Raw genomic sequence first — 20270 nt, 5'->3', positions numbered from 1 at the left:
TCAGTCGCGCTCGGCGCCCTGCGGCAGGCTCCGCAGTTGCATCGTCTGCGCGGTGCTCGATCCGAATCCGAAGTCGAGCAGCTTCGCGGCGTCCTTGTAGCGGTCGGCGCCGTTCAGGGTGACCCCGACGAAGGTCTTGTCGCCGCGCGTGGCGGCGAAGACCAGGCAGGGGCCCGCGGCCGTGCCGGTGCCCGTCTTGATGCCGATCGCGCCCTTGTAGGAGCCGAGCAGCTGGTTGGTGTTGTACCAGGTGTACGTGCGCTTGCCGCCCGTGCTGGTCGTCGCGGAGGTCACGTACTTCGGCGCGGCGACGACGGCGCGGAAGTTGGCGTTCTTCATCGCGTAGCTTGCGATCTTCGCGAGGTCGCGCGGGGTCGTGTAGTTGTTGCCGGCCTTCGAAATGCCGTCGAAGGAGTCGAACTTGGTGTTCTTCAGGCCGAGGGACGTGGCCGTCTGGTTCATCTTGGTGATGAACGACTGCGTGCGTGCGGCCTGGGTGGTCCCCTTGCCCAGGAGGTCGGCGAGGGCGTACGCGGCGTCGCAGCCGGAGGGCAGCATCGTCCCGTACAGCAGCTGACGGACGGTCACCTTGTCGCCGGTCTTCAGATCGGCGGTGCTGGCGCCCTGCTTGACCACGTAGTCGCGGTACGACTGCTTGACGGTGACCACGTGGTTCAGGTTGATGCCCTTGGTGTGCACCACCACCGCGGCAGTCATGATCTTCGTCGTGCTGGCCATCTGACGGCGGGTGTCCGGGGTCTTGGTGTAGACGGCCGTGCCGGTGGCGTTGTTGATCAGGATCGCGCCCTTGCTCGCGATCGGCGGTACGGGGACCGCATGAGCGGGCGCGGCCAGAGGCGAGACGGTCAGCAGCGCGCCGGTGGTGAGGACGACCACGGCGGCTTTGCGTACGCCCGGAAGACTGGTTCTCAAGAATCGCTCCGAGTTCGCGAATGCATCGAAAAAGGTCGAAGTGGGGCCCGGGTGGAAACAAGGCCCCGATACGAGACCGTTGACAACGCCGAAGGGATGTACGCGGCGGCCACATCAGTTCTGTTTTGCATCGTGGACGCCGCTTTCTGATGCACCTGTGTTGTATCTAAGCTGTGCGCATGCCCGCCGCCGCCCCTGCCGCCGAACGCGTCTACGCCCATATCAAGCAAGCCGTCCTCGACCGCCGATACGAGGGCGGCACCCTGCTCACCGAGGGTGAACTGGCCGACGCCGTCGGCGTATCGCGCACCCCCGTCCGCGAGGCGCTCCTCAAACTCGAGGTCGAAGGACTGATCAAGCTCTACCCGAAGAAGGGGGCGCTCGTCCTCGCCGTCTCCGCCCAGGAGATCGCCGATGTGGTGGAGACCCGGCTGCTGGTCGAGGAGCACGCCGCCCGCAAGGCCGTACCGGCGTCGCCGCAGCTCCTCGCCAGGCTCGAAGAGCTTCTCGAGCAGCAGAAGCGGCAGGGCGAGGCGGGCGACCTCGCGGCCGTCGCCGTCACCGACCGCTGCTTCCACGCCGAGATCGTGCGCAGCTGCGGCAACGAGATCCTCTCCCGCCTCTACGACCAACTCCGGGACCGGCAGCTGAGGATGGGCGTCGCCGTGATGCACTCCCACCCCGACCGGATCACCAAGAACGTCGCCGAGCACAGCGAGATCCTCGAAGCCCTGCGCGCCTCGGACCCGGACGCGGCGGCCGCACTCGTACACCGGCACGTCGGCTGGTTCAGCAACCTGGCGCGGGGCGAGGTCCGATGAGCGCCGCCGCCGTCACCCTGCCGGGCGATCCACCAGGCGGACGGCGCGCCGCCGCGGTCTGGGGCATCGGCGTCGCCGTCTACTTCGTCGCCGTCATCTTCCGTACGTCGCTCGGGGTCGCCGGCCTCGACGCCGCCGACCGCTTCGACGTCAACGCCTCCGCCCTGTCCACCTTCTCCATACTCCAGTTGCTGGTGTACGCGGGGATGCAGATACCCGTCGGTCTGATGGTCGACCGGCTCGGCACCAAGAAGGTGCTGACCCTCGGCGTGGTGCTGTTCACCCTCGGACAGCTGGGCTTCGCACTCTCCCCCTCGTACGGCACGGCCCTCGCCTCGCGCGCGCTGCTCGGCTGCGGCGACGCGATGACCTTCATCAGCGTGCTGCGGCTCGGCTCGCGCTGGTTCCCCGCCCGGCGCGGGCCGCTCATCGGGCAGGTCGCCGCGCTCTTCGGCATGGCGGGCAACCTCGTCTCGACCATCTTCATCTCGCGGCTGCTGCACGGCGTCGGCTGGACCGCCACCTTCGCGGGCAGCGCGGCGGCCGGACTGATCGTCCTCGTACTGCTCTCGCTCTTCCTGAAGGACCACCCCGAGGGTCACGAACCCCCGCCCGCCCAGCACGCCGGATCAGCGTTCGTACGCAAGCAGATCGCCCAGTCCTGGCGGGAGCCCGGCACCCGGCTCGGCATGTGGGTGCACTTCACCACCCAGTTCCCCGCCATGGTGTTCCTGCTGCTCTGGGGGATGCCCTTCCTGGTCGAGGCACAGGGACTGTCCCGGGAGACCGCGGGCGAGCTGCTGACGCTGGTGGTGCTCTCCAACATGGTGGTGGGGCTGGTGTACGGGCAGGTCATCGCCCGCCATCACGCGGCCCGGACGCCGCTCGCACTCGGCACGGTCGGGGCGACCGCGCTCCTGTGGGCGACGATCATCGCCTACCCCGGGGACCAGGCCCCGATGTGGCTGCTCATCACCCTGTGCACGGTGCTCGGGGCGTGCGGTCCCGCGTCGATGATCGGCTTCGACTTCGCCCGTCCTGCCAATCCCCCGCAGCGGCAGGGGACGGCGTCGGGAATCGTCAATATGGGTGGTTTCGTGGCCTCGATGACGACACTGCTGGCGGTCGGGGTGCTGCTGGACGCGACCGGGGACAACTACCGGATCGCGTTCTCGTCGGTGTTCGTGCTGGAGGCGCTGGGGATCGCGCAGATCCTCCGGCTGCGGGCGCGCACGGTACGGCGGGAGCGGGAACGGCTGGTGGCGAGCCGCGTGGAGGTCGTGCACGTACCGGCGTGAGCGGCAAGGTCCGAGCGGCCACCGTCGAACGGCGGCGCGCCCGGCGCCCGCCGCGGCCCACGGCGCGAGCGCTACGGCGTGAGCGCGCTAACGCGTGACAGCTACCGCGTGACGGCTGCGACGTGATCGCTCGGCGTGACAGCTACCGCGTGACAGCTACCGCGTGACCGCGAACTGCCGCAGGATCGCCGCCGCCAGATCGGCGTCCCCATCCACCTTGATCCGGTCCTGCACCGCCGCCACCCGCACCCGGCCACACGCCAGCCGCAGGAACGTCTCCCAGTCCATCGCGAGGGTGACGATCGGCCCGAGCGAGGGCGCGCCGTCGACCGTGCCGTGGCCGTCCGCGTCCACCCGGACCGTACGCAGGAACTCCACCGCGCCGTGCACATCGAGGACGACCGCCGAATTCGCGGGCGCGCCCGCGTCCTTGGCGACCACCTTCGGCAGTGCTTCGAGCAGACAGTCGCGGGTGATGTACGCGCCGGGGGAGTCGAGGTTGCCGGGCTTGCCGAGCGCCATACGCAGATCCTGCTCGTGCGCCCAGGTGTCGAAAGCGCGCATACGCATGGCCAGTTCCAGGGTTTGCTCGGTGCCGAGCGGGGCGCGGACCATGGTGTCGGGGGCGCGGTTCTCATTGCGCAGCTGACGGGCCCGGCGGATGATCGTGTACTCCAGCTCGGAGGTCATCTCCGGCGCCGTGTGGTGCCGGCGCACATCGACCTGCATCTCCATGTAGCGGGCGAACTCGCTCTGCACATGGTAAAGATCGCGCGGCAGGGTGTGGATGGGCCGGGGATCGCCGAGCATCTCGCACTCCATGCCGATGACGTGCGAGACCAGGTCCCGCACGGACCAGCCGGGGCACGGCGATGGCCGGTTCCACTCGCCCTCGACGAGCGGCTGCACCAGCTCGGCTATCGATTCGATGGAGTGGGTCCAGGCGTCGGCGTAGGTCTGGAGGCTGGGATGGACGGTCACGGGACCCCTCGGCGGTTCTGCGGTACGCGGGCTGGGCTGCTGACTGCTGGGCTGCGTGGGAGGCTCGGCAGTTAAGTTACGCTGCCGGGCGGTACCCCGGCAGTGGTTTCGTGTGACGATCGTAGGCCCGTGTTGAAGGCTCGAATGCCAGGACGGTGGTAGTGTGCGCGCCTCACTCATCCAGATCGCAGTAGATCCGGACGAATCGGTCAATTCGCGAAGGCAGCGAGCCGCCGCGCTCGTACGGGAACAGCACGCCGCCGATCTGGTGGTTCTTCCAGAACTGTGGCCCGTCGGAGCCTTCGCCTACCAGTCCTTCGCCGACGAGGCCGAGTCGCTGGACGGACCTACGTACGACGTGATGCGGAAGGCCGCGAGCGACGCGGGCGTCTGGCTGCACGCGGGCTCCATCGTCGAGAAGGCTGTATCCGACAGCGGCTCCGCCGCGGGCCCCGGCACCCTCTACAACACCTCCCTCGTCTTCTCCCCCGCCGGTGAACTGGTCAGCACCTACCGGAAGATCCACCGCTTCGGCTTCGACGAGGGCGAAGCGGTGATGATGGGCGCGGGCGACGAACTCGTGACCGTCCCGCTGCCCGGGACCGCGACGGGGACCGTGAGCGGGCCCGGGACCGGACTCACCCTCACCCTCGGCCTCGCCACCTGTTACGACCTGCGCTTCCCCGAGCTGTTCCGCGGCCTGGTGGACGCGGGCGCGCAAGCCTTCGTCGTCCCGGCCGGCTGGCCCGCCCGCCGCCGCGAACACTGGACACTGCTGGCCCGCGCCCGCGCCGTGGAGAACCAGGCGTACGTCCTGGCCTGCGGCACCGCGGGCACGCACGCCGGGGTCGAGCAGGCCGGTCACAGCATCGTGGTCGACCCCTGGGGCGAGGTGCTCGCAGAGGCGGGCCCGGACGAGGAGATCCTGAACGTCGAGCTCGACCCGGCGAAGGTGGCGACGACGCGCGAGCAGTTCCCGGCCCTCAAGGACCGCCTCCTGGGCCTGGCGGCCCCGCGCCGCGACTAGCCGGACTCGCGCCCGCGACCAGCCGGACTCGCGCCGCGACCAGCCGGGCCCGCGCCGCGACTAGTCGTCGCCGTCGCGTTCCTTCTCCGCCATCCGGATCACACAGACCGCGACCGCGATCATGAGCGCCGCGTCCGCGTCCTCCCGTACGACGTTCACGGCGTACGTCTCCCGCACCCGGAACCACTGCCGGGAGATGTGCGCCAGCAGCTCGCCGTCGTACTCGACCCCGAACTCCCGGTCCAGGACCCGGCCGCTGACATCGAGTTCCGTACCCTCGACGAGCGTCACGCGGTAGTGATTGCGCAGCAGCGAGAGCCGCTTCTTGCGGATGGTGGCGAGCGGCGCGTCGCCCCGCTCGATGGTCATCGTGTCCCGCAGGCTGAACATCTTCTTGCGCAGCGTGATGAGGACAAGCCCGTTCGGATCCTTGATCTCCAGGGTGTCGCGCAGCCGCAGCGCCTTTCCGTCGACGAGGAAGGCGTGCCGGCCGTGCTCGTCCTCGATCCAGTAGTCGTCGCCGATCGCGAAGACTTTGTCGCGCACCAGATACTTCATGGCGGAATGCGTACCCGTATCGGTGCGGTTGGATGGAGGTATGGCTACACGTGCACGCGTTCGGGCCCCCGAGCTGATCGGCAAGGGCGGCTGGCTCAATACAGGCGACCACCAGTACACCCTCGCTGACCTGCGCGGACGCGTCGTCATTCTCGACTTCTGGACATTTTGCTGTGTGAACTGCCTGCATGTCCTGGACGAGCTGCGCGAGCTCGAGGAGAAGCACCGCGACACCGTGGTGATCATCGGGGTCCACTCGCCGAAGTTCGTGCACGAGGCCGAGCACCAGGCCGTCGTCGACGCCGTCGAGCGCTACCAGGTCCACCACCCCGTGCTCGACGACCCCGAGCTCGCCACCTGGAAGCAGTACGCCGTACGGGCCTGGCCCACCCTCGTCGTCATCGACCCCGAGGGGTACGTCGTCGCCCAGCACGCGGGCGAGGGGCATGCGCACGCCATCGAGAAGCTCGTCCAAGAGCTGGAGGCCGAGCACGCCGCGAAGGGCACGCTGCGGCGCGGCGACGGCCCCTATGTCGCGCCCGAGCCCGTCGCCACCGATCTGCGCTTCCCCGGCAAGACCGTGCTGCTGCCGTCCGGGAACTTCCTGGTCTCCGACTCGACCCGGAACCAGCTCGTCGAGCTGGCGCCGGACGGCGAGAGCGTCGTACGGCGCATCGGCGACGGCGAGTTCAACGAGCCGCAGGGACTTACTCCGCTGCCCGACGGCAGGATCGCGGTCGCCGACACCGTGAACCACTCCATCCGTGCGTACGACCCCGAGAGCGGCGCCATCGAGACGCTCGCCGGCACCGGCAAGCAGTGGTGGCAGGGATCGCCGACCAGCGGCCCCGCCCTCGATGTGTCCCTCTCCTCGCCCTGGGACGTCGCCTGGTGGGGCGAGCGGCTGTGGATCGCGATGGCGGGCGTCCACCAGCTGTGGACGTACGACCCGGCGACCGGAACGGTCGAGGTCGCGGCCGGGACCACCAACGAAGGGCTGGTCGACGGTCCCGCGGCCGAGGCGTGGTTCGCCCAGCCGTCCGGGCTCGCGGCCACCGAGGACCGGCTGTGGATCGCCGACTCCGAGACCTCCGCGGTGCGCTGGATCGACCGCGATCTGGTCGTGCACACGGCCGTCGGCACCGGACTCTTCGACTTCGGGCACCGCGACGGGGCAGCCGGACAGGCCCTGCTCCAGCACCCGTTGGGCGTCACCGCGCTGCCCGACGGATCGGTCGCCATCAGCGACACGTACAACCACGCACTGCGCCGTTACGATCCGGCCGACGGCCAGGTCACCACGCTGGCCACCGATCTGCGTGAGCCCTCCGGCGCCGTCCTCGTCGGCGACGACATCGTGGTCGTCGAGTCGGCCAGGCACCGGCTGACCCGGCTGCGGCTGCCGGAGGAGGCGGTACGGGTCGATTCCGTCGCCCACCGGACACAGCGCGCCGCCACCGAAGTCGCCGCGGGCAAGCTTCAGTTGGACGTGGTCTTCCAGGCCCCGGCCGGCCAGAAGCTGGACACGCGGTACGGGCCCTCCACCCGGCTGCTCGTCTCCTCGACCCCGCCCGAGCTGCTGATCGGCGGGGATGGCGCGGGGACCGACCTCTCACGCGAGCTGGAGATCGACCCGGCGGTCGCCGAGGGCGTGCTGCATGTCTCGGCGATGGCGGCGTCCTGCGACGACGACCCGGAGAAGGAGTACCCGGCCTGTCACGTCCATCAGCAGGACTGGGGGGTTCCGGTGCGCGTGGCCGAGGACGGAGCCTCGCGGCTGCCGCTCGTACTGGCCGGGATGGACCAGGCCTAGCGTGGGCTAGTGCAGCAGCCCCTGCCGCTCGGGCTGCCGCCCCGCCGCGCCGGCCAGGCAGCCTTCCACCCACAGACCCGGGTCGTACGACGCCTTCCGCCCGCCGCGCCCGGCCGACGCCAGCTCTTCGCACCCACCGGCCAGGAGCCTGTTGACCTCCTGGCCGGTCGGGTCGTACTGCCGGACGCGGTTGCCCTGGATGAAGCCACCCTCGTACGCGACGTCCTTCGCCCAGGGCGGCCGCTCGTTGTACTGCTGGATGCCGAACCAGCACCCCGTGAGCAGGACCGCGGCCGCAGAGGCGAGCGCGAGGGACAGAGTGCGGCGCGACGGGCCCGGGCGGTGCGCGCCGACCGTCTGATGACCGAGCAGAACCATGGTCATCAGCGTGCCGTGCGCCTGCTTTCGCGGATGTTTCGCAACAGGCCGCCCGGCGTGGGGACTTCAGCCCTCCAGGAACGCGGTCAGCGCGTTCGCCAGCAGATACGGGTCGTCCACGCCGCACAGTTCACGCGCGCTGTGCATCGACAGGATCGCCACGCCGATGTCCACGGTCTGGATGCCGTGCCGGGCGGCGGTGATCGGGCCGATGGTCGTGCCGCACGGCATCGCGTTGTTCGACACGAACGTCTGCCACGGCACCCCCGCCTTCTCGCAGGCCGCGGCGAACACCGCGCGTCCGCTGCCGTCGGTGGCGTACCGCTGGTTCACATTGACCTTGAGGATCGGGCCGCCGTTCACTCGCGGGTGGTGCGTCGGATCGTGCCGCTCCCCGTAGTTGGGGTGCACGGCGTGCCCGGTGTCGGAGGACAGACAGACCGTCCCGGCGAACGCGCGCGCCCGGTCGTCGTAGCTGCCGCCGCGCGCGAACACCGAACGCTCCAGCACAGAGCCGAGCAGCGGACCGTCCGCACCGGTGTCCGACTGCGAGCCGTTCTCCTCGTGGTCGAAGGCGGCGAGCACCGGGATGTACGGCAGATCGCGGCCGGCCACAGCCGCGAGCGCCGCAGTCCCGGCGTGCACGGACAGCAGATTGTCCATCCGCGGCCCGGCCACCAGCTCCCTGTCCCGGCCCAGATGGGTGGGCGGCTCGATGGAGTGCATCATCAGGTCCCAGCCGGTGACCTGGCCCTCCGCGATCCCCGCCTCCTGCTCCAGGAAACGGATCAGATCGCCCTCCGCGACATCGCCGAGACCCCAGATCGGCTGCATGTGCTTCTGCCGGTCGAGCTTCAGACCGTCGTTGGCCTGCCGGTCGAGGTGGATCGCGAGCTGTGGAACGCGCAGCAGCGCCCGGTCCACATTCACCAGCCGGTGCGAACCGTCCCGCAGGCTGAGCCGCCCGGCCAGCCCCAGATCACGGTCGAGCCAGGTGTTGAGCAGCGTCCCGCCGTACACCTCCACGGCGATCTGCCGCCAGCCGTACGAACCGGTGTCCGGCATCGGCTTGACCCGCAGATTGGGCGAGTCGGTGTGCGCGCCGACGATCCGGAAGGGGGTGTGGGCGCGGGCGCCCTCGGGCACGTACCAGGCGATGATCGCCCCGCCGCGCAGCACATACTTGCCGCCGGTCGTCCCCTCCCAGGCATCGGTCTCCAGCACGTGCCGGAAGCCGGCCTTCTCCAGCCGCTCGGCGGCGGCGGCCACGGCGTGGTACGGAGAGGGCCCGGCCGCCAGGAAGGACATGAGGTCGTCGGTGTGGCCGCGGTCGAAGCGGGAGGGTGCGCTGCTGCTCATGAGGTCACCTTAACGAGGGGCGCGCGCAAGGGGCGTACAGATGAATGCGGCCCGCCCCCGGGGAGGGGCGGGCCGCATCGACAGATGGTCCGGGGCGACTAGAAGGCCGCCTCGTCCAGGTCCATCAGGGAGGTGTCCACGGTCTCGGCGAGCGCGCGCTCGGCCGAGACGCCCGGCAGGATGTTGGCGGCGAAGAACTTCGCGGCCGCGATCTTGCCCTGGTAGAACGGCACATCCTTGGCGGATGCCGTCTCGAGCTTCTCCGCGGCGACCGCCGCGCCGCGCAGCAGCAGGTAGCCGACGACCACATCGCCCGAAGCCATCAGCAGGCGGGTGGTGTTGAGGCCCACCTTGTAGATGTTCTTGACGTCCTCGCCGGTGGCTATGAGGTCGTTCGTCATCGTGCCGACGATCGCCTCCAGGTCGACCGCGGCCTTGGCGAGCGCGTCGCGGGCCGGGGCCAGCTCCTCGCCGCCGGTGCCGACCGCGAGGAACTTCTTGATCTCCTCGGAGAGGGTGTTCAGCGCCTGGCCCTGGTCACGGACGATCTTCCGGAAGAAGTAGTCCTGGCCCTGGATGGCCGTGGTGCCCTCGTAGAGGGTGTCGATCTTGGCGTCCCGGATGTACTGCTCGACCGGGTACTCCTGCAGGTAGCCGGAGCCGCCGAAGGTCTGCAGCGACTGGGCGAGCTGCTCGTACGACTTCTCCGAGCCGTAGCCCTTCACGATGGGCAGCAGCAGGTCGTTCAGCGCGACGAGGGCCTTGGCGTCCTCGCCCGCGGTTTCCTTGACGGCGATCTCGTCCTGGACGGACGCGGTGTACAGCACGAGGGCGCGCATGCCCTCGGCGTACGCCTTCTGCGTCATCAGCGCGCGGCGCACGTCGGGGTGGTGGGTGATGGTGACCTTGGGCGCGGTCTTGTCCGCGAAGTTCACCAGGTCCTGACCCTGGACGCGCTCCTTGGCGTACTCCAGCGCGTTGAGGTAGCCGGTCGACAGGGTCGCGATGGCCTTCGTGCCGACCATCATCCGGGCGAACTCGATGATCATGAACATCTGGCGGATGCCGTCGTGCTTGTCGCCGATCAGCCAGCCCTTGGCGGGGTGCTGGTCGCCGAAGGTCATCTCGCAGGTGTTGGAGGCCTTGAGGCCCATCTTGTGCTCGACGTTCGTGGCGTACACGCCGTTGCGCTCGCCCAGCTCGCCGGTCTCCCAGTCGAAGTGGAACTTCGGCACGAGGAAGAGGGACAGACCCTTGGTGCCGGGGCCGTGGCCCTCGGGGCGGGCCAGCACGTAGTGAAGGATGTTCTCCGACATGTCGTGCTCACCGGAAGTGATGAAGCGCTTCACACCCTCGATGTGCCAGGAGCCGTCCTCCTGCTGCACGGCCTTGGTGCGGCCGGCGCCCACGTCCGAGCCGGCGTCCGGCTCGGTGAGGACCATGGTGGAGCCCCACTGCTTCTCGACGGCGATCTCGGCGACCTTCTTCTGCGCCTCGTTGCCTTCGGTGAAGAGGATGCCGGCGAACGCCGGGCCGGAGGAGTACATCCAGACGGCCGGGTTCGAGCCGAGCAGCAGCTCCGCGTACGACCAGATCAGGGAGCGGGGCGAGGTCGTGCCGCCGATCTCTTCGGGCAGGCCGAGACGCCAGTACTCGGAGTCCATGAAGGCCTGGTAGCTCTTCTTGAAGGACGCCGGGACGGGCGCGGTGTTGGTCTCAGGGTCGAATACCGGGGGATTGCGGTCGGCGTCCGCGAAGGATTCGGCGAGTTCGTTCTCGGCGAGGCGGGCGACCTCGTCGAGGATGCTCTTGGCGGTGTCGACGTCCATCTCCGCGAACGGGCCGGTGCCGTACAGCTTGTCGCGCCCGAGGACCTCGAAGAGGTTGAACTCGATGTCGCGGAGATTCGACTTGTAGTGCCCCATGGCGACGGCTCCGTAAGGATCGGGAGGCGGATTTTTATCCACGTACCAGTAAGTAGCAACGATGATGCTACCCGTCGGTAATAAGATGCAACCCCCAAGGGGCATCTGTGACTAAGTACTCTTGCGGGCATGTACGGCTACGACCAGACCCCGGGCGCTCAGCAGCAGCAGTACGTGCCGCAGCAGCCTTCCTACGGCGAACAGCCGCTGTACCCCGAGCCGTCGCCGCCCTCGCTCGCCGATGCGGTTCGGGCCTTCACTACCGCGTCGCTGTCGGCCGAGGACTTCCAGCAGATCTTCGCGACCTCGAAGGTCTACTGCCCGCGCGGCGACAACCCCGGCTTCCTGGCGCTGCACAACACCCAGCAGCCGGTCATCCCTATGTTCACCACGCTCAAAGAGCTGCGCAGGTACGCGGGCAAGGAGTCCAAGTACTTCGTGATCACCGGGGCGGAGGTGATCGACCTGCTGCCGACCGGGTACGGCTTCGTCCTCGACATGGAGGGCGATCACCGGATGGTCTTCGACGCGAAGGCCGTGGAGCAGATGGTCGACTTCGCGATGCGGCGTATGTACGGCTAGCCGCGGCCGACGGCTCGCAGTCCTGTGTGCAGGGGCGCCCGGGGGGAATTCCTCCCGGGCGCCTCGCGTTCCAGTGGCAAGAAGTTCAGTCTTCAACTAAACTGGTCGCACAAGGAGGTCCCGTCATGCCTGCAGTGACTGTCGAGAACCCGCTCACCCTGCCGCGCGTATCCGCGCCGGCCGGGGCTGTGCCGCGCCCCGTGCTTGCCGTGTCCACGGCGCCGAGCGGGTTCGAGGGAGAGGGCTTCCCGGTGCGACGTGCGTTCGCCGGGATCAGCTACCAGTACCTCGACCCGTTCATCATGATGGATCAGATGGGTGAGGTGGAGTACGCGCCGGGTGAGCCTAAGGGAACGCCCTGGCATCCGCACCGCGGCTTCGAGACCGTGACGTATCTGATCGACGGAACGTTTGTCCACCAGGACAGCAACGGCGGCGGCGGCACCATCCAGAACGGCGACACCCAGTGGATGACCGCGGGCTCGGGTCTGCTCCACATCGAGGCGCCGCCGGAGTCGCTGGTCACGTCCGGCGGGCTCTTCCACGGGCTCCAGCTGTGGGTGAACCTCCCGGCGAGCGACAAGATGATGGAGCCCAGGTACCAGGACATCCGCGGCGGCCAGGTCCAGCTGCTGACCTCGCCGGACGGCGGGGCACTGCTTCGGGTCATCGCGGGTGAGCTGGACGGGCACGAGGGCCCTGGCATCACGCACACGCCGATCACGATGGTTCACGCGACGCTGCGGCCCGGCGCGGAGATCACGCTGCCGTGGCAGGAGGACTTCAACGGCCTGGCGTACGTCCTGGCGGGCCGCGGCGCGGTCGGTACGGACCGGCGGCCGGTCCGGATGGGCCAGACGGCGGTGTTCGGGACGGGCGGATCTCTGACGGTCCGCGCGGACGAGTCCCAGGACTCCAACAGCCCGGACCTGGAGGTCGTGCTGCTGGGCGGGCGTCCGATCCGGGAGCCGATGGCGCACTACGGGCCGTTCGTGATGAACAGCCGCGCGGAGCTGCAGCAGGCGGTGGAGGACTTCCAGGCGGGACGCCTCGGCACGATCCCCGCCGTGCACGGCATGTGAGTGCGTGAGCACGAGGGACCGGCGGGGCGCGTCACTAGGGGACGCGCCCCGCCCCACCCGCGAATCAGCGGTCGCGGCCCGGCCCTTCTTCGTCATCGGGCGGCGGCCATTGGTACGAGGCCGGGCGGGGCTCCATCTGGGCCACCATCTCGGAGAACTGCGCGAAGACCCGTCTGATCTCATCGTGAGTCCGGTTCCGCTCGATGATGACCGCAGAGAGCAGCAGCGCCGTCAGAGCCGCGACGCCGTTGAACGCCTGGAGCGTGACCATGTTCGCGAAGAGGTCGTGATGGGCGAACGGGCCGCTTTGGCGGGCGGCGGCAAGAATCGCCAGCGTCGAGACGACCAGCGCGCATGGAGCGGCGCCGGCCAGCTGGAAGCGCAGCGCGGACCAGATCAAGAACGGAAAGACGAGGAAGAGCAGGGAAGCGTTGTTGGTGCCCGTCGCCAGATACGTGCCAGACAGGGTGCCCAGCAAGAGCGCCGCCGCTTCGGCCCAACGGCTCAGGGGGGCCCGCGGCCAGTGGGCCGCGCGGATGACCAGCAGGAACGGTGTGACCACGAGCACGCCCATGGCGTCCCCCGTCCACCACACCGACCACGTCGGCCAGAAGTCGTCCGGCTGCAGCGCACCGGCGAGCACCAGCACACCGCTGCCCACGGTTGAGCTGATCAGCATCGTGCCAAGGGCGCCGAGGAAGATCAGCGCCAGCGCGTCGCGCAGCCGGTCCAGTTCGTTGTGGAACCCCACACGTCGCAGCAGCAGGAAGGCGCAGACGGGGGCGAGCGTGTTTCCCGCGGTGATGCCCAGTACGGCGGGGAGCGTCGGACCGAGGGACACGTTGATCAGGAATGCCCCGAGGGCGATTCCTGGCCAGATCCGCAGACCGAGGATGAGCAGGCCGGCCACGGCCACGCCGGTCGGTGGCCACAGCGGCGTGACCTGGCCACGCACGAGTTGCTGGAGGAGCCCCAACTCCGCGGCTCCGTAGTAGACGGCGGCGACAGCGAGTACCCAGAGAGCGGCGGAACCATGACGCCGCATCTCCTTGTTGCGCAGGACGCCAGTCACCGGCCCAGCTTATGTATCGGCACAGACAGGCGCCTTTCCGGCTGCGCTGTCCGGCGGCATCACGAGCGTCGGCGTCGGCCTCGGCGGCTACGCGGCTACACGGCCGCCGGGATTCCGTCGTAGCGGGCGACGAGGACGGCGGCGTCGTCACTGTGTCCGGTCAGATCGGCCACTTTGACCACTGCGGCGGCCAGGTCGTCGGGGTCGTCGCCGAATCCGGCGCAGACCAGCCGGGCCACCTCAGCCAGACCCTCCTCTATCCGGTAGGACGGTCCTTCCACGACTCCGTCGGTGAGCAGGACCAGGGATCCCGCCGCCAGCAGCCGCAGGCGGGTCACCGGATAGTGCTCGCCGGACATGACGCCGAGGGGCGGGCCACCGTGGTCGAGGGCGATGCCGGAGCGTCCGTCGGCGCTGGCCCAGACCATCGGGACATGGCCGGCGCGGGAGAAGGCAAGATGTCCGCTGAGCGGGTCGAAACGCAGAAAACAGCAGGTCGCGAAGCGGTCGCAGCCCATCGAAAGCAGCAGGTCATTGGCGTGGCTCAGCACCTCGCCAGGATCCGTGGTGGGGCCGGCGAGGGCCCGCATGCTGGTGCGGACCTGCCCCATGAACGCGATGGCTTCCACGTCGTGGCCCTCTACGTCCCCGATGGCGATCCCGACCGACCCGTCAGCCATCTGGAAAGCGTCGTACCAGTCGCCGCCGACGTCCAGGCCGTCCTGTGAGGGTGTGTACCGGGCCGCGATCTGCAGGCCGGGCAGCCTCGGCAGTGCGGGCGGGAGCATGTGGCGCTGCAGGGCCATGGCCAGCTCCACCTGGGCCCGCTGGTACTTGATCCGGTCCAGGGCGTGGTCGACGAGACGCCCGAGGCTGACCAGGAGTTCCTGGGCGTTGTCGGATGTGCTGTCGGACGGGGGCGTGCGGCGTTCACGCATGACCGCTCCGGGAGGCGCTTTCTGTTCCTTATGTCACCTTAGCTCCCGCCTCGTCCGACCGGCCCCACTCGTCGGGCTTCCGTACGAGCACAGGCGCGGCCAGGATTTCTGACGGGGTGTCACCCGCCTGGCCGCGGTGGACGCGACGGGGCGGCGAGCAGTGTGGTCGGGTGGTGGTGTGCAGACCCTTCTTCCCGAGCCCGTGAGGCGGCTTGCCGCCTGGTGCGCGGTCGCGCTGCTGGTGGCCGGGGTGGTCGCAGTCGGCGTGTGGCTGGTCGTGACGCTCAAGGCCGCAGTCACGCCCGTGCTGCTCGCGCTGCTCGGGACCGCCCTTCTCGGGCCCCTGAACCGGTGGCTCGTCAAGATGAGGATGAATCGCTCGCTCGCCGCCGCGCTGACCTGTGCCGCCGTTGTCGCCGTCGTCGGCGGGGCCGTCTACATCATCGTCAACGCGCTGATAGAGACCGGCGACCAGATCATTGCCTCGCTGCGGCTGGCCGCCAAGGATCTCGCCAAGTACTTCGGGGCCGCCGGTACCTCGCTCGACGACGTCGCCGGCAATGCGAAGGAACTGCTGGGGAAGTTCGGCGGGACCGCCGCGTCCGGGGTGATCAGTGGGCTGAGTGTGGTGGGTGAGCTGATCGCCACCGCCGTGCTGGCGCTGCTGCTCAGCTTTTTCTTTCTGCGGGATTCGCACCGGGCCGCGGGCGCGCTGCGGTCCCTCGTGCCCCGTACGAGCGGGGAGGTCGTCGTGGCCATGGGGCGGCGGGCCTTCGAGGCCGTCGAGGGCTTCATGCGCGGGACGACGTTCATCGCGCTCATCGACGCGGTCTGCATCACCGTCGGGCTGCTGATCCTGCGCGTCCCCGGCGCCGTCGGGCTCGGCGCGCTCGTCTTCGTCGCGGCGTACATCCCCTATCTCGGGGCTTTCCTCTCCGGAGCCGTCGCCGTGCTCGTCGCGCTCGCCGACCGGGGGTTCGTGATCGCGCTGTGGGCGCTGGGCGTGGTCATCGCGGTGCAGGTGCTGGAGGGGCACGTGCTCCAGCCCGTGATCCAGAGCCGTACGGTCCAGATGCACCCCGCGGTCGTGATACTGGCGATCACCGCGGGGGCAACCGTCGCCGGCATTCTCGGGATGCTCCTCGCCGTGCCGCTCACGGCCGCCGTCTTCGGCGTGATCAGCGAGCTCAGGACACGTTACGAGGGCGAATCCGGGGTCGAACCCGGGCCCGGATCCGGGTCCGTCTCCGGGACGGCCGACTCATAGAGCTCGAACCAGACCGACTTGCCCTCGCCCCGCGGATCCACCCCCCACGCGTCCGCCAGCATCTCCATCAGCAGCAGGCCACGCCCCGACGACGCCATCTCTCCGGGCCGCAGCTTGTGCGGCAGCTCGTCGCCGGTGTCCGCGACCTCCACACGCAGCCGCCGTGCCGCATCCCCGCTGGCCACCTCCGCCACCAGCAGCGCGGTCCCGTCCGTGTGGACCAGCACATTGGTGACCATTTCGGAGACCAGCAGCACCGCGGAGTCGATCTGCTCCGAGTTTGTCCAGTCGTGCAGCAGCTCTCGTACCTGCTGCCGGGCGGCCGCGATCAGCTCGGGCTCCGCCTGGGCGACGTTCATCGCCGTGCGCCGCGGGGCCCGAAGCGCCGGTGTGCCGTCCCGGGAGATCAGCAGGACCGCGATGTCGTCCTCGCGCCGGTCGGCGAGCGGCCCGGTGGTGGAGTGCGAGGCGGGTCCGTGCACGGCCTGGACGAGCGCGTCGGCGAGCTCCTCCAGCGACTGGTCCACGTGATCTTCGAGGACCGTACGCAGCCGGGCCCACCCCGTGTCCAGATCGTGGCCGCCGGTCTCGAGGAGACCGTCCGTGCAGATCATCAGCGTCTCGCCGGGCTCCAGCACCAGCCGCGTCGTCGGATAGTCCGTGTCCGGGTCGATGCCCAGAGGCAGCCCGCCGTCGGCGGGGCGCACCAGCACCGTGCCGTCGGCGGTCCGCACCACCGGCTCCGGATGGCCGGCCCGGGCGATCTCGATCCGGCCGGTGGGCGGGTCGACCTCCAGATAGAGGCAGGTGGCGAAGCGCGGGCTGGAGTGGTCGCCTTCCTCGTCCCTGATCGCCCCGGAAAAGTCATGCAGCCCGTGCAGAAAGCGGGAGGCGCGGGAGAGCACCGCGTCGGGCCGGTGCCCCTCACAGGCGTACGCGCGCAGGGCGATCCGCAGCTGGCCCATGAGTCCGGCGGCGCGCACATCGTGGCCCTGGACGTCGCCGATGACGAGCGCGACGCGTCCGGTCGGCATCGGGATCACGTCGTACCAGTCGCCGCCGACCTGGAGCCCGCCGCCCGTCGGGACGTACCGTGCGGCCACCGACATCCCGGGGACCTCGGGCCCGAGCACCGGCATCATCGAGCGCTGCAGGCCGAGCGACAGCTCGCGCTCGGAGTCGGCGACCTCGGCGCGGGCGAGCGCCTGCGCCAGCATTCTGGCGACCGTCGTCAGCACGGACCGTTCGTCGGGCGTGAAGGTGACCGGGTGTTTGAACGCGGCCATCCAGGCGCCCATCGTGCGCCCGGCGACGGTCAGCGGCAGAAAGGCCCACGACTGGCGGCCGAAGTGCTTCGCCAGCGGCCAGCTGGCGGGGTAGCGGCGCCGGTACTCCCGCGGCGTCGGCAGATAGGAGGCCCGGCCGGTGCGCACCACCTCGGCGGCCGGATAGTCCGCGTCCAGCGGCATGTCGGTGAACGGGTGGTCGTCTCCCGGCAGGTGGCCGTGGTGCCCGACGATCGTGAGCCGGTCGCCGGCCACGCCGAAGACGGCCAGGCCGTCCGGCGAGAAACCCGGCATGGACAGGGAAGCGGCGACCCTCAGCACCTCCGCGGTGGAGCCGGCCTCGGCCAGCGCCCGGCCCGCGTCCAGCAAGAACGCCTCGCGCGAGCGCCGCCAGTCGCCGGTGATCGGACTCTGCGCGGCGGTCGTGCCCGGCTGCGGCCAGGCGACCTCCTGGACCGTGCCGACCACTTCGAAGTCGCCGCCGCGGACGAAGGGCTTGGAGCGGCTGCGTACGGTACGGAGCACATGGCCCGCCTCGTCGACGATCCGCAGTCTGGCCTCGGCGAGGGTCCCCTCGGCGACCGCGAGATTGACGATGCCGTTGATCTCGTTCCAGTCGACGGGGTGGAAGCGGGAGCGTACGGCGGCCTGCGGGAAGGCGCCCGGTTCGCCCGGCATCCCGAGCAGCCGGGCGGCCTCGGCGTCCAGGGTCACCATCCCGGATGCGTTGTCCCACCGCCACAGGCCGGTCGCGATCGCGGCCAGGACGTCCTCGGTGCGCATTGGCTCACTTTATTGGGATGTTCTCGGCGACGACCCGCCGGGCTCCTGGCATGCGTATGTCAATGAGGTGTCCGGGGGCAGGCCGGTACCCTTGACGGGCCCACCCCTCTCTATTTCGCTAAGACTGGATGAACGACGATGCATCGGTACAGGTCCCACACCTGCGGCGTGCTCCGCGCCTCTGACGTCGGAGCCGACGTCCGGCTGAGCGGCTGGCTGCACAATCGCCGAGACCTGGGCGGCATCCTCTTCATCGATCTGCGCGACCACCACGGCATCACGCAGCTCGTCGCCCGCCCCGGCACCCCTGCCTACGAGACTCTCGACAAGGTCAGCAAGGAGTCGGTCGTCCGCGTCGACGGCAAGGTCGTCTCGCGCGGCGCCGAGAACGTGAACACCGATCTGCCCACCGGCGAGATCGAGGTGGAGGTCTCCGAGGTCGAGGTGCTCGGCGCGGCCGCGCCGCTGCCCTTCACCATCAACGCCGACGACGGCGTGAACGAGGAGCGGCGTCTGGAATACCGCTTCCTCGACCTGCGCCGCGAGCGCATGCACCGCAACATCATGCTGCGTACGGCCGTCATCTCCGCCATCCGGCACAAGATGACCGCGCTGGGCTTCAACGAGATGGCGACCCCGATCCTCACCGCGACCTCGCCCGAGGGCGCGCGCGACTTCGTGGTCCCCTCCCGGCTGAACCCCGGCAAGTTCTATGCGCTGCCGCAGGCCCCGCAGCAGTTCAAGCAGCTGCTGATGATCTCCGGCTTCGACCGCTACTTCCAGATCGCGCCCTGCTTCCGCGACGAGGACGCCCGCGCCGACCGCTCGCCGGGCGAGTTCTACCAGCTCGACGTCGAGATGAGCTTCGTCGAGCAGGAGGACGTCTTCCAGCCGATCGAGAAGCTGATGACCGAGCTCTTCGAGGAGTTCGGCGGCGGCCGGCACGTCACCTCGCCGTTCCCGCGGATCCCGTTCCGCGAGGCGATGCTCAAGTACGGCAACGACAAGCCGGACCTGCGGGCCCAGTTGGAGCTCGTCGACATCACGGACGTCTTCGAGGGCTCGGAGTTCAAGGCCTTCGCCGGAAAGCACGTACGCGCGCTGCCGGTGCCGGACACGGCCTCCCAGTCGCGGAAGTTCTTCGACGGCCTCGGTGACTTCGCCGTCGAGCACGGCGCGAGGGGCCTGGCCTGGGTGCGCGTCGGCGAGGACGGTTCGCTCACCGGCCCGATCGCGAAGTTCCTCACCGAGGAGAACGTCAAGGTCCTCACCGAGCGGCTCTCCCTCGCGCCCGGCCACGCGATCTTCTTCGGCGCCGGCGATTTCGACGAGGTCTCCAAGATCATGGGCGCGGTCCGCGTCGAGGCCGCCAAGCGCGCCGGCCACTTCGAGGAGGGCGTGTTCCGGTTCTGCTGGATCGTCGACTTCCCGATGTACGAGAAGGACGAGGAGACCGGCAGGATCGACTTCTCGCACAACCCGTTCTCGATGCCTCAGGGCGGCCTCGAGGCCCTTGAGACCCAGGACCCGCTGGACATTCTGGGCTGGCAGTACGACATCGTCTGCAACGGCGTCGAGCTGTCCTCCGGCGCGATCCGGAACCACGAGCCCGAGATCATGTTCAAGGCGTTCGGGATCGCGGGCTACTCGAAGGAGACCGTCGAGCACGAGTTCTCCGGCATGCTGCGCGCCTTCCAGTACGGCGCCCCGCCGCACGGCGGCATCGCGCCGGGCGTCGACCGCATCGTGATGCTGCTGGCCGAGGAGCCGAACATCCGCGAGACGATCGCCTTCCCGCTCAACGGCAACGCGCAGGACCTGATGATGGGCGCGCCCACCGAGCTGGACGAGGCGCGGCTGCGCGAGCTGAACATCGCGCTCCGCAAGCCGGTCGCGGACAAGGACAAGCCCGCGAAGTAGTACGTAGGCCGAGGGGCCCCGGACCGGAAGGTCCGGGGCCCCTCGGCGTTGACACGCATCCCTTCGTAGAAGGCCCCGGAACTGCGGTTCCGGGGCCCTTCTTGCGTGCCCTGGCTCCCCGCCCCCGAAGGCCGGCTTCGGCGAGCCCGCCGGTCCGGTGGGAGTCGAGCTCCCTCTCGTCCGCCTGCCGGAAGATCCGCGGCAGCAAGGAGTACGCAGCGCTGATCGGCGGAGTCCCGGTCGCTCC

General features: G+C 69.5%; 17 protein-coding genes. 8 read left to right on the top strand and 9 right to left on the bottom strand.

Features of this window, described 5'->3' with window-relative positions:
* Positions 1 to 933: a D-alanyl-D-alanine carboxypeptidase family protein gene (locus ACFYWY_RS04780; protein ID WP_389179729.1), complete on the bottom strand. Its 933-nt coding sequence runs from the start codon at positions 931 to 933 to the stop codon at positions 1 to 3.
* Between the two features lie 179 nt (positions 934 to 1112).
* Here ACFYWY_RS04780 and ACFYWY_RS04775 point away from each other — a divergent pair, with 179 nt between their 5' ends.
* Both ACFYWY_RS04775 and ACFYWY_RS04770 read left to right on the top strand, forming a co-directional pair.
* Positions 1113 to 1754 carry a GntR family transcriptional regulator gene (locus ACFYWY_RS04775; RefSeq protein WP_389179726.1) on the top strand — a complete coding sequence of 214 codons (642 nt, stop codon included), beginning with the start codon at positions 1113 to 1115 and terminating at the stop codon, positions 1752 to 1754.
* Positions 1751 to 3052 carry a nitrate/nitrite transporter gene (locus tag ACFYWY_RS04770; RefSeq protein WP_389179723.1) on the top strand — a complete coding sequence of 434 codons (1302 nt, stop codon included), beginning with the start codon at positions 1751 to 1753 and terminating at the stop codon, positions 3050 to 3052. The genes ACFYWY_RS04775 and ACFYWY_RS04770 overlap by 4 nt, the downstream gene beginning before the upstream one ends.
* A gap of 156 nt (positions 3053 to 3208) precedes the next feature.
* On the opposite strand, the gene ACFYWY_RS04765 is transcribed toward ACFYWY_RS04770, so the two are convergent.
* Positions 3209 to 4033, bottom strand: a complete 825-nt coding sequence (locus tag ACFYWY_RS04765; protein WP_389179720.1) for a maleylpyruvate isomerase family mycothiol-dependent enzyme — start codon at positions 4031 to 4033, stop codon at positions 3209 to 3211.
* 163 nt (positions 4034 to 4196) lie between these two features.
* On the opposite strand from ACFYWY_RS04765, the gene ACFYWY_RS04760 reads away from it, so the two are divergent.
* Complete coding sequence (locus tag ACFYWY_RS04760; RefSeq protein ID WP_389179718.1) at positions 4197 to 5060, top strand: carbon-nitrogen family hydrolase; 864 nt, start codon at positions 4197 to 4199, stop codon at positions 5058 to 5060.
* Positions 5061 to 5120: 60 nt separating this feature from the next.
* On the opposite strand, the gene ACFYWY_RS04755 is transcribed toward ACFYWY_RS04760, so the two are convergent.
* Positions 5121 to 5618, bottom strand: coding sequence for an LURP-one-related/scramblase family protein (locus ACFYWY_RS04755; protein WP_389179715.1), 498 nt, complete (start codon positions 5616 to 5618; stop codon positions 5121 to 5123).
* 40 nt (positions 5619 to 5658) lie between these two features.
* Here ACFYWY_RS04755 and ACFYWY_RS04750 point away from each other — a divergent pair, with 40 nt between their 5' ends.
* On the top strand, positions 5659 to 7431 hold the full coding sequence (locus ACFYWY_RS04750) for an NHL domain-containing thioredoxin family protein (protein WP_389179712.1): 1773 nt from the start codon (positions 5659 to 5661) through the stop codon (positions 7429 to 7431).
* A 6-nt stretch (positions 7432 to 7437) separates the two neighbouring features.
* Here ACFYWY_RS04750 and ACFYWY_RS04745 read toward each other — a convergent pair whose 3' ends face one another.
* From ACFYWY_RS04745 to ACFYWY_RS04735, 3 genes are all read right to left on the bottom strand, one after another.
* The gene (locus ACFYWY_RS04745; RefSeq protein ID WP_389179709.1) at positions 7438 to 7809 is read right to left on the bottom strand and encodes a hypothetical protein; all 372 of its coding nucleotides are present in this window, start codon (positions 7807 to 7809) and stop codon (positions 7438 to 7440) included.
* A gap of 66 nt (positions 7810 to 7875) precedes the next feature.
* Positions 7876 to 9168, bottom strand: a complete 1293-nt coding sequence (locus tag ACFYWY_RS04740) for a M18 family aminopeptidase (RefSeq protein WP_389179706.1) — start codon at positions 9166 to 9168, stop codon at positions 7876 to 7878.
* A gap of 98 nt (positions 9169 to 9266) precedes the next feature.
* Positions 9267 to 11093 (bottom strand): acyl-CoA dehydrogenase, encoded by a 1827-nt coding sequence (locus ACFYWY_RS04735; RefSeq protein WP_389179703.1) that lies wholly within the window; start codon positions 11091 to 11093, stop codon positions 9267 to 9269.
* A 129-nt stretch (positions 11094 to 11222) separates the two neighbouring features.
* Between ACFYWY_RS04735 and ACFYWY_RS04730 the strand changes: the two genes are divergently transcribed.
* Positions 11223 to 11675, top strand: coding sequence for an SseB family protein (locus ACFYWY_RS04730; RefSeq protein WP_389179700.1), 453 nt, complete (start codon positions 11223 to 11225; stop codon positions 11673 to 11675).
* 125 nt (positions 11676 to 11800) lie between these two features.
* Positions 11801 to 12757 carry a pirin family protein gene (locus tag ACFYWY_RS04725; RefSeq protein WP_389179698.1) on the top strand — a complete coding sequence of 319 codons (957 nt, stop codon included), beginning with the start codon at positions 11801 to 11803 and terminating at the stop codon, positions 12755 to 12757.
* 64 nt (positions 12758 to 12821) lie between these two features.
* On the opposite strand, the gene ACFYWY_RS04720 is transcribed toward ACFYWY_RS04725, so the two are convergent.
* Positions 12822 to 13802, bottom strand: a complete 981-nt coding sequence (locus tag ACFYWY_RS04720; protein WP_389180656.1) for an MASE1 domain-containing protein — start codon at positions 13800 to 13802, stop codon at positions 12822 to 12824.
* A gap of 122 nt (positions 13803 to 13924) precedes the next feature.
* Complete coding sequence (locus ACFYWY_RS04715; RefSeq protein ID WP_389179695.1) at positions 13925 to 14767, bottom strand: PP2C family protein-serine/threonine phosphatase; 843 nt, start codon at positions 14765 to 14767, stop codon at positions 13925 to 13927.
* A gap of 178 nt (positions 14768 to 14945) precedes the next feature.
* Between ACFYWY_RS04715 and ACFYWY_RS04710 the strand changes: the two genes are divergently transcribed.
* Positions 14946 to 16034, top strand: coding sequence for an AI-2E family transporter (locus tag ACFYWY_RS04710; protein WP_389179692.1), 1089 nt, complete (start codon positions 14946 to 14948; stop codon positions 16032 to 16034).
* Here ACFYWY_RS04710 and ACFYWY_RS04705 read toward each other — a convergent pair.
* Positions 15965 to 18103 (bottom strand): SpoIIE family protein phosphatase, encoded by a 2139-nt coding sequence (locus tag ACFYWY_RS04705; protein ID WP_389179689.1) that lies wholly within the window; start codon positions 18101 to 18103, stop codon positions 15965 to 15967. The two genes, ACFYWY_RS04710 and ACFYWY_RS04705, sit on opposite strands and share 70 nt — an antisense overlap.
* 138 nt (positions 18104 to 18241) lie before the next feature.
* Between ACFYWY_RS04705 and aspS the strand changes: the two genes are divergently transcribed.
* The gene (aspS, locus tag ACFYWY_RS04700) at positions 18242 to 20023 is read left to right on the top strand and encodes an aspartate--tRNA ligase (RefSeq protein WP_389179686.1); all 1782 of its coding nucleotides are present in this window, start codon (positions 18242 to 18244) and stop codon (positions 20021 to 20023) included.
* Positions 20024 to 20270 lie beyond the last annotated feature (247 nt).

Source organism: Streptomyces sp. NPDC002870 (assembly GCF_042888505.1).
Lineage (GTDB): Bacteria > Actinomycetota > Actinomycetes > Streptomycetales > Streptomycetaceae > Streptomyces.
This window is presented reverse-complemented; position numbering and strand designations above follow the sequence as displayed.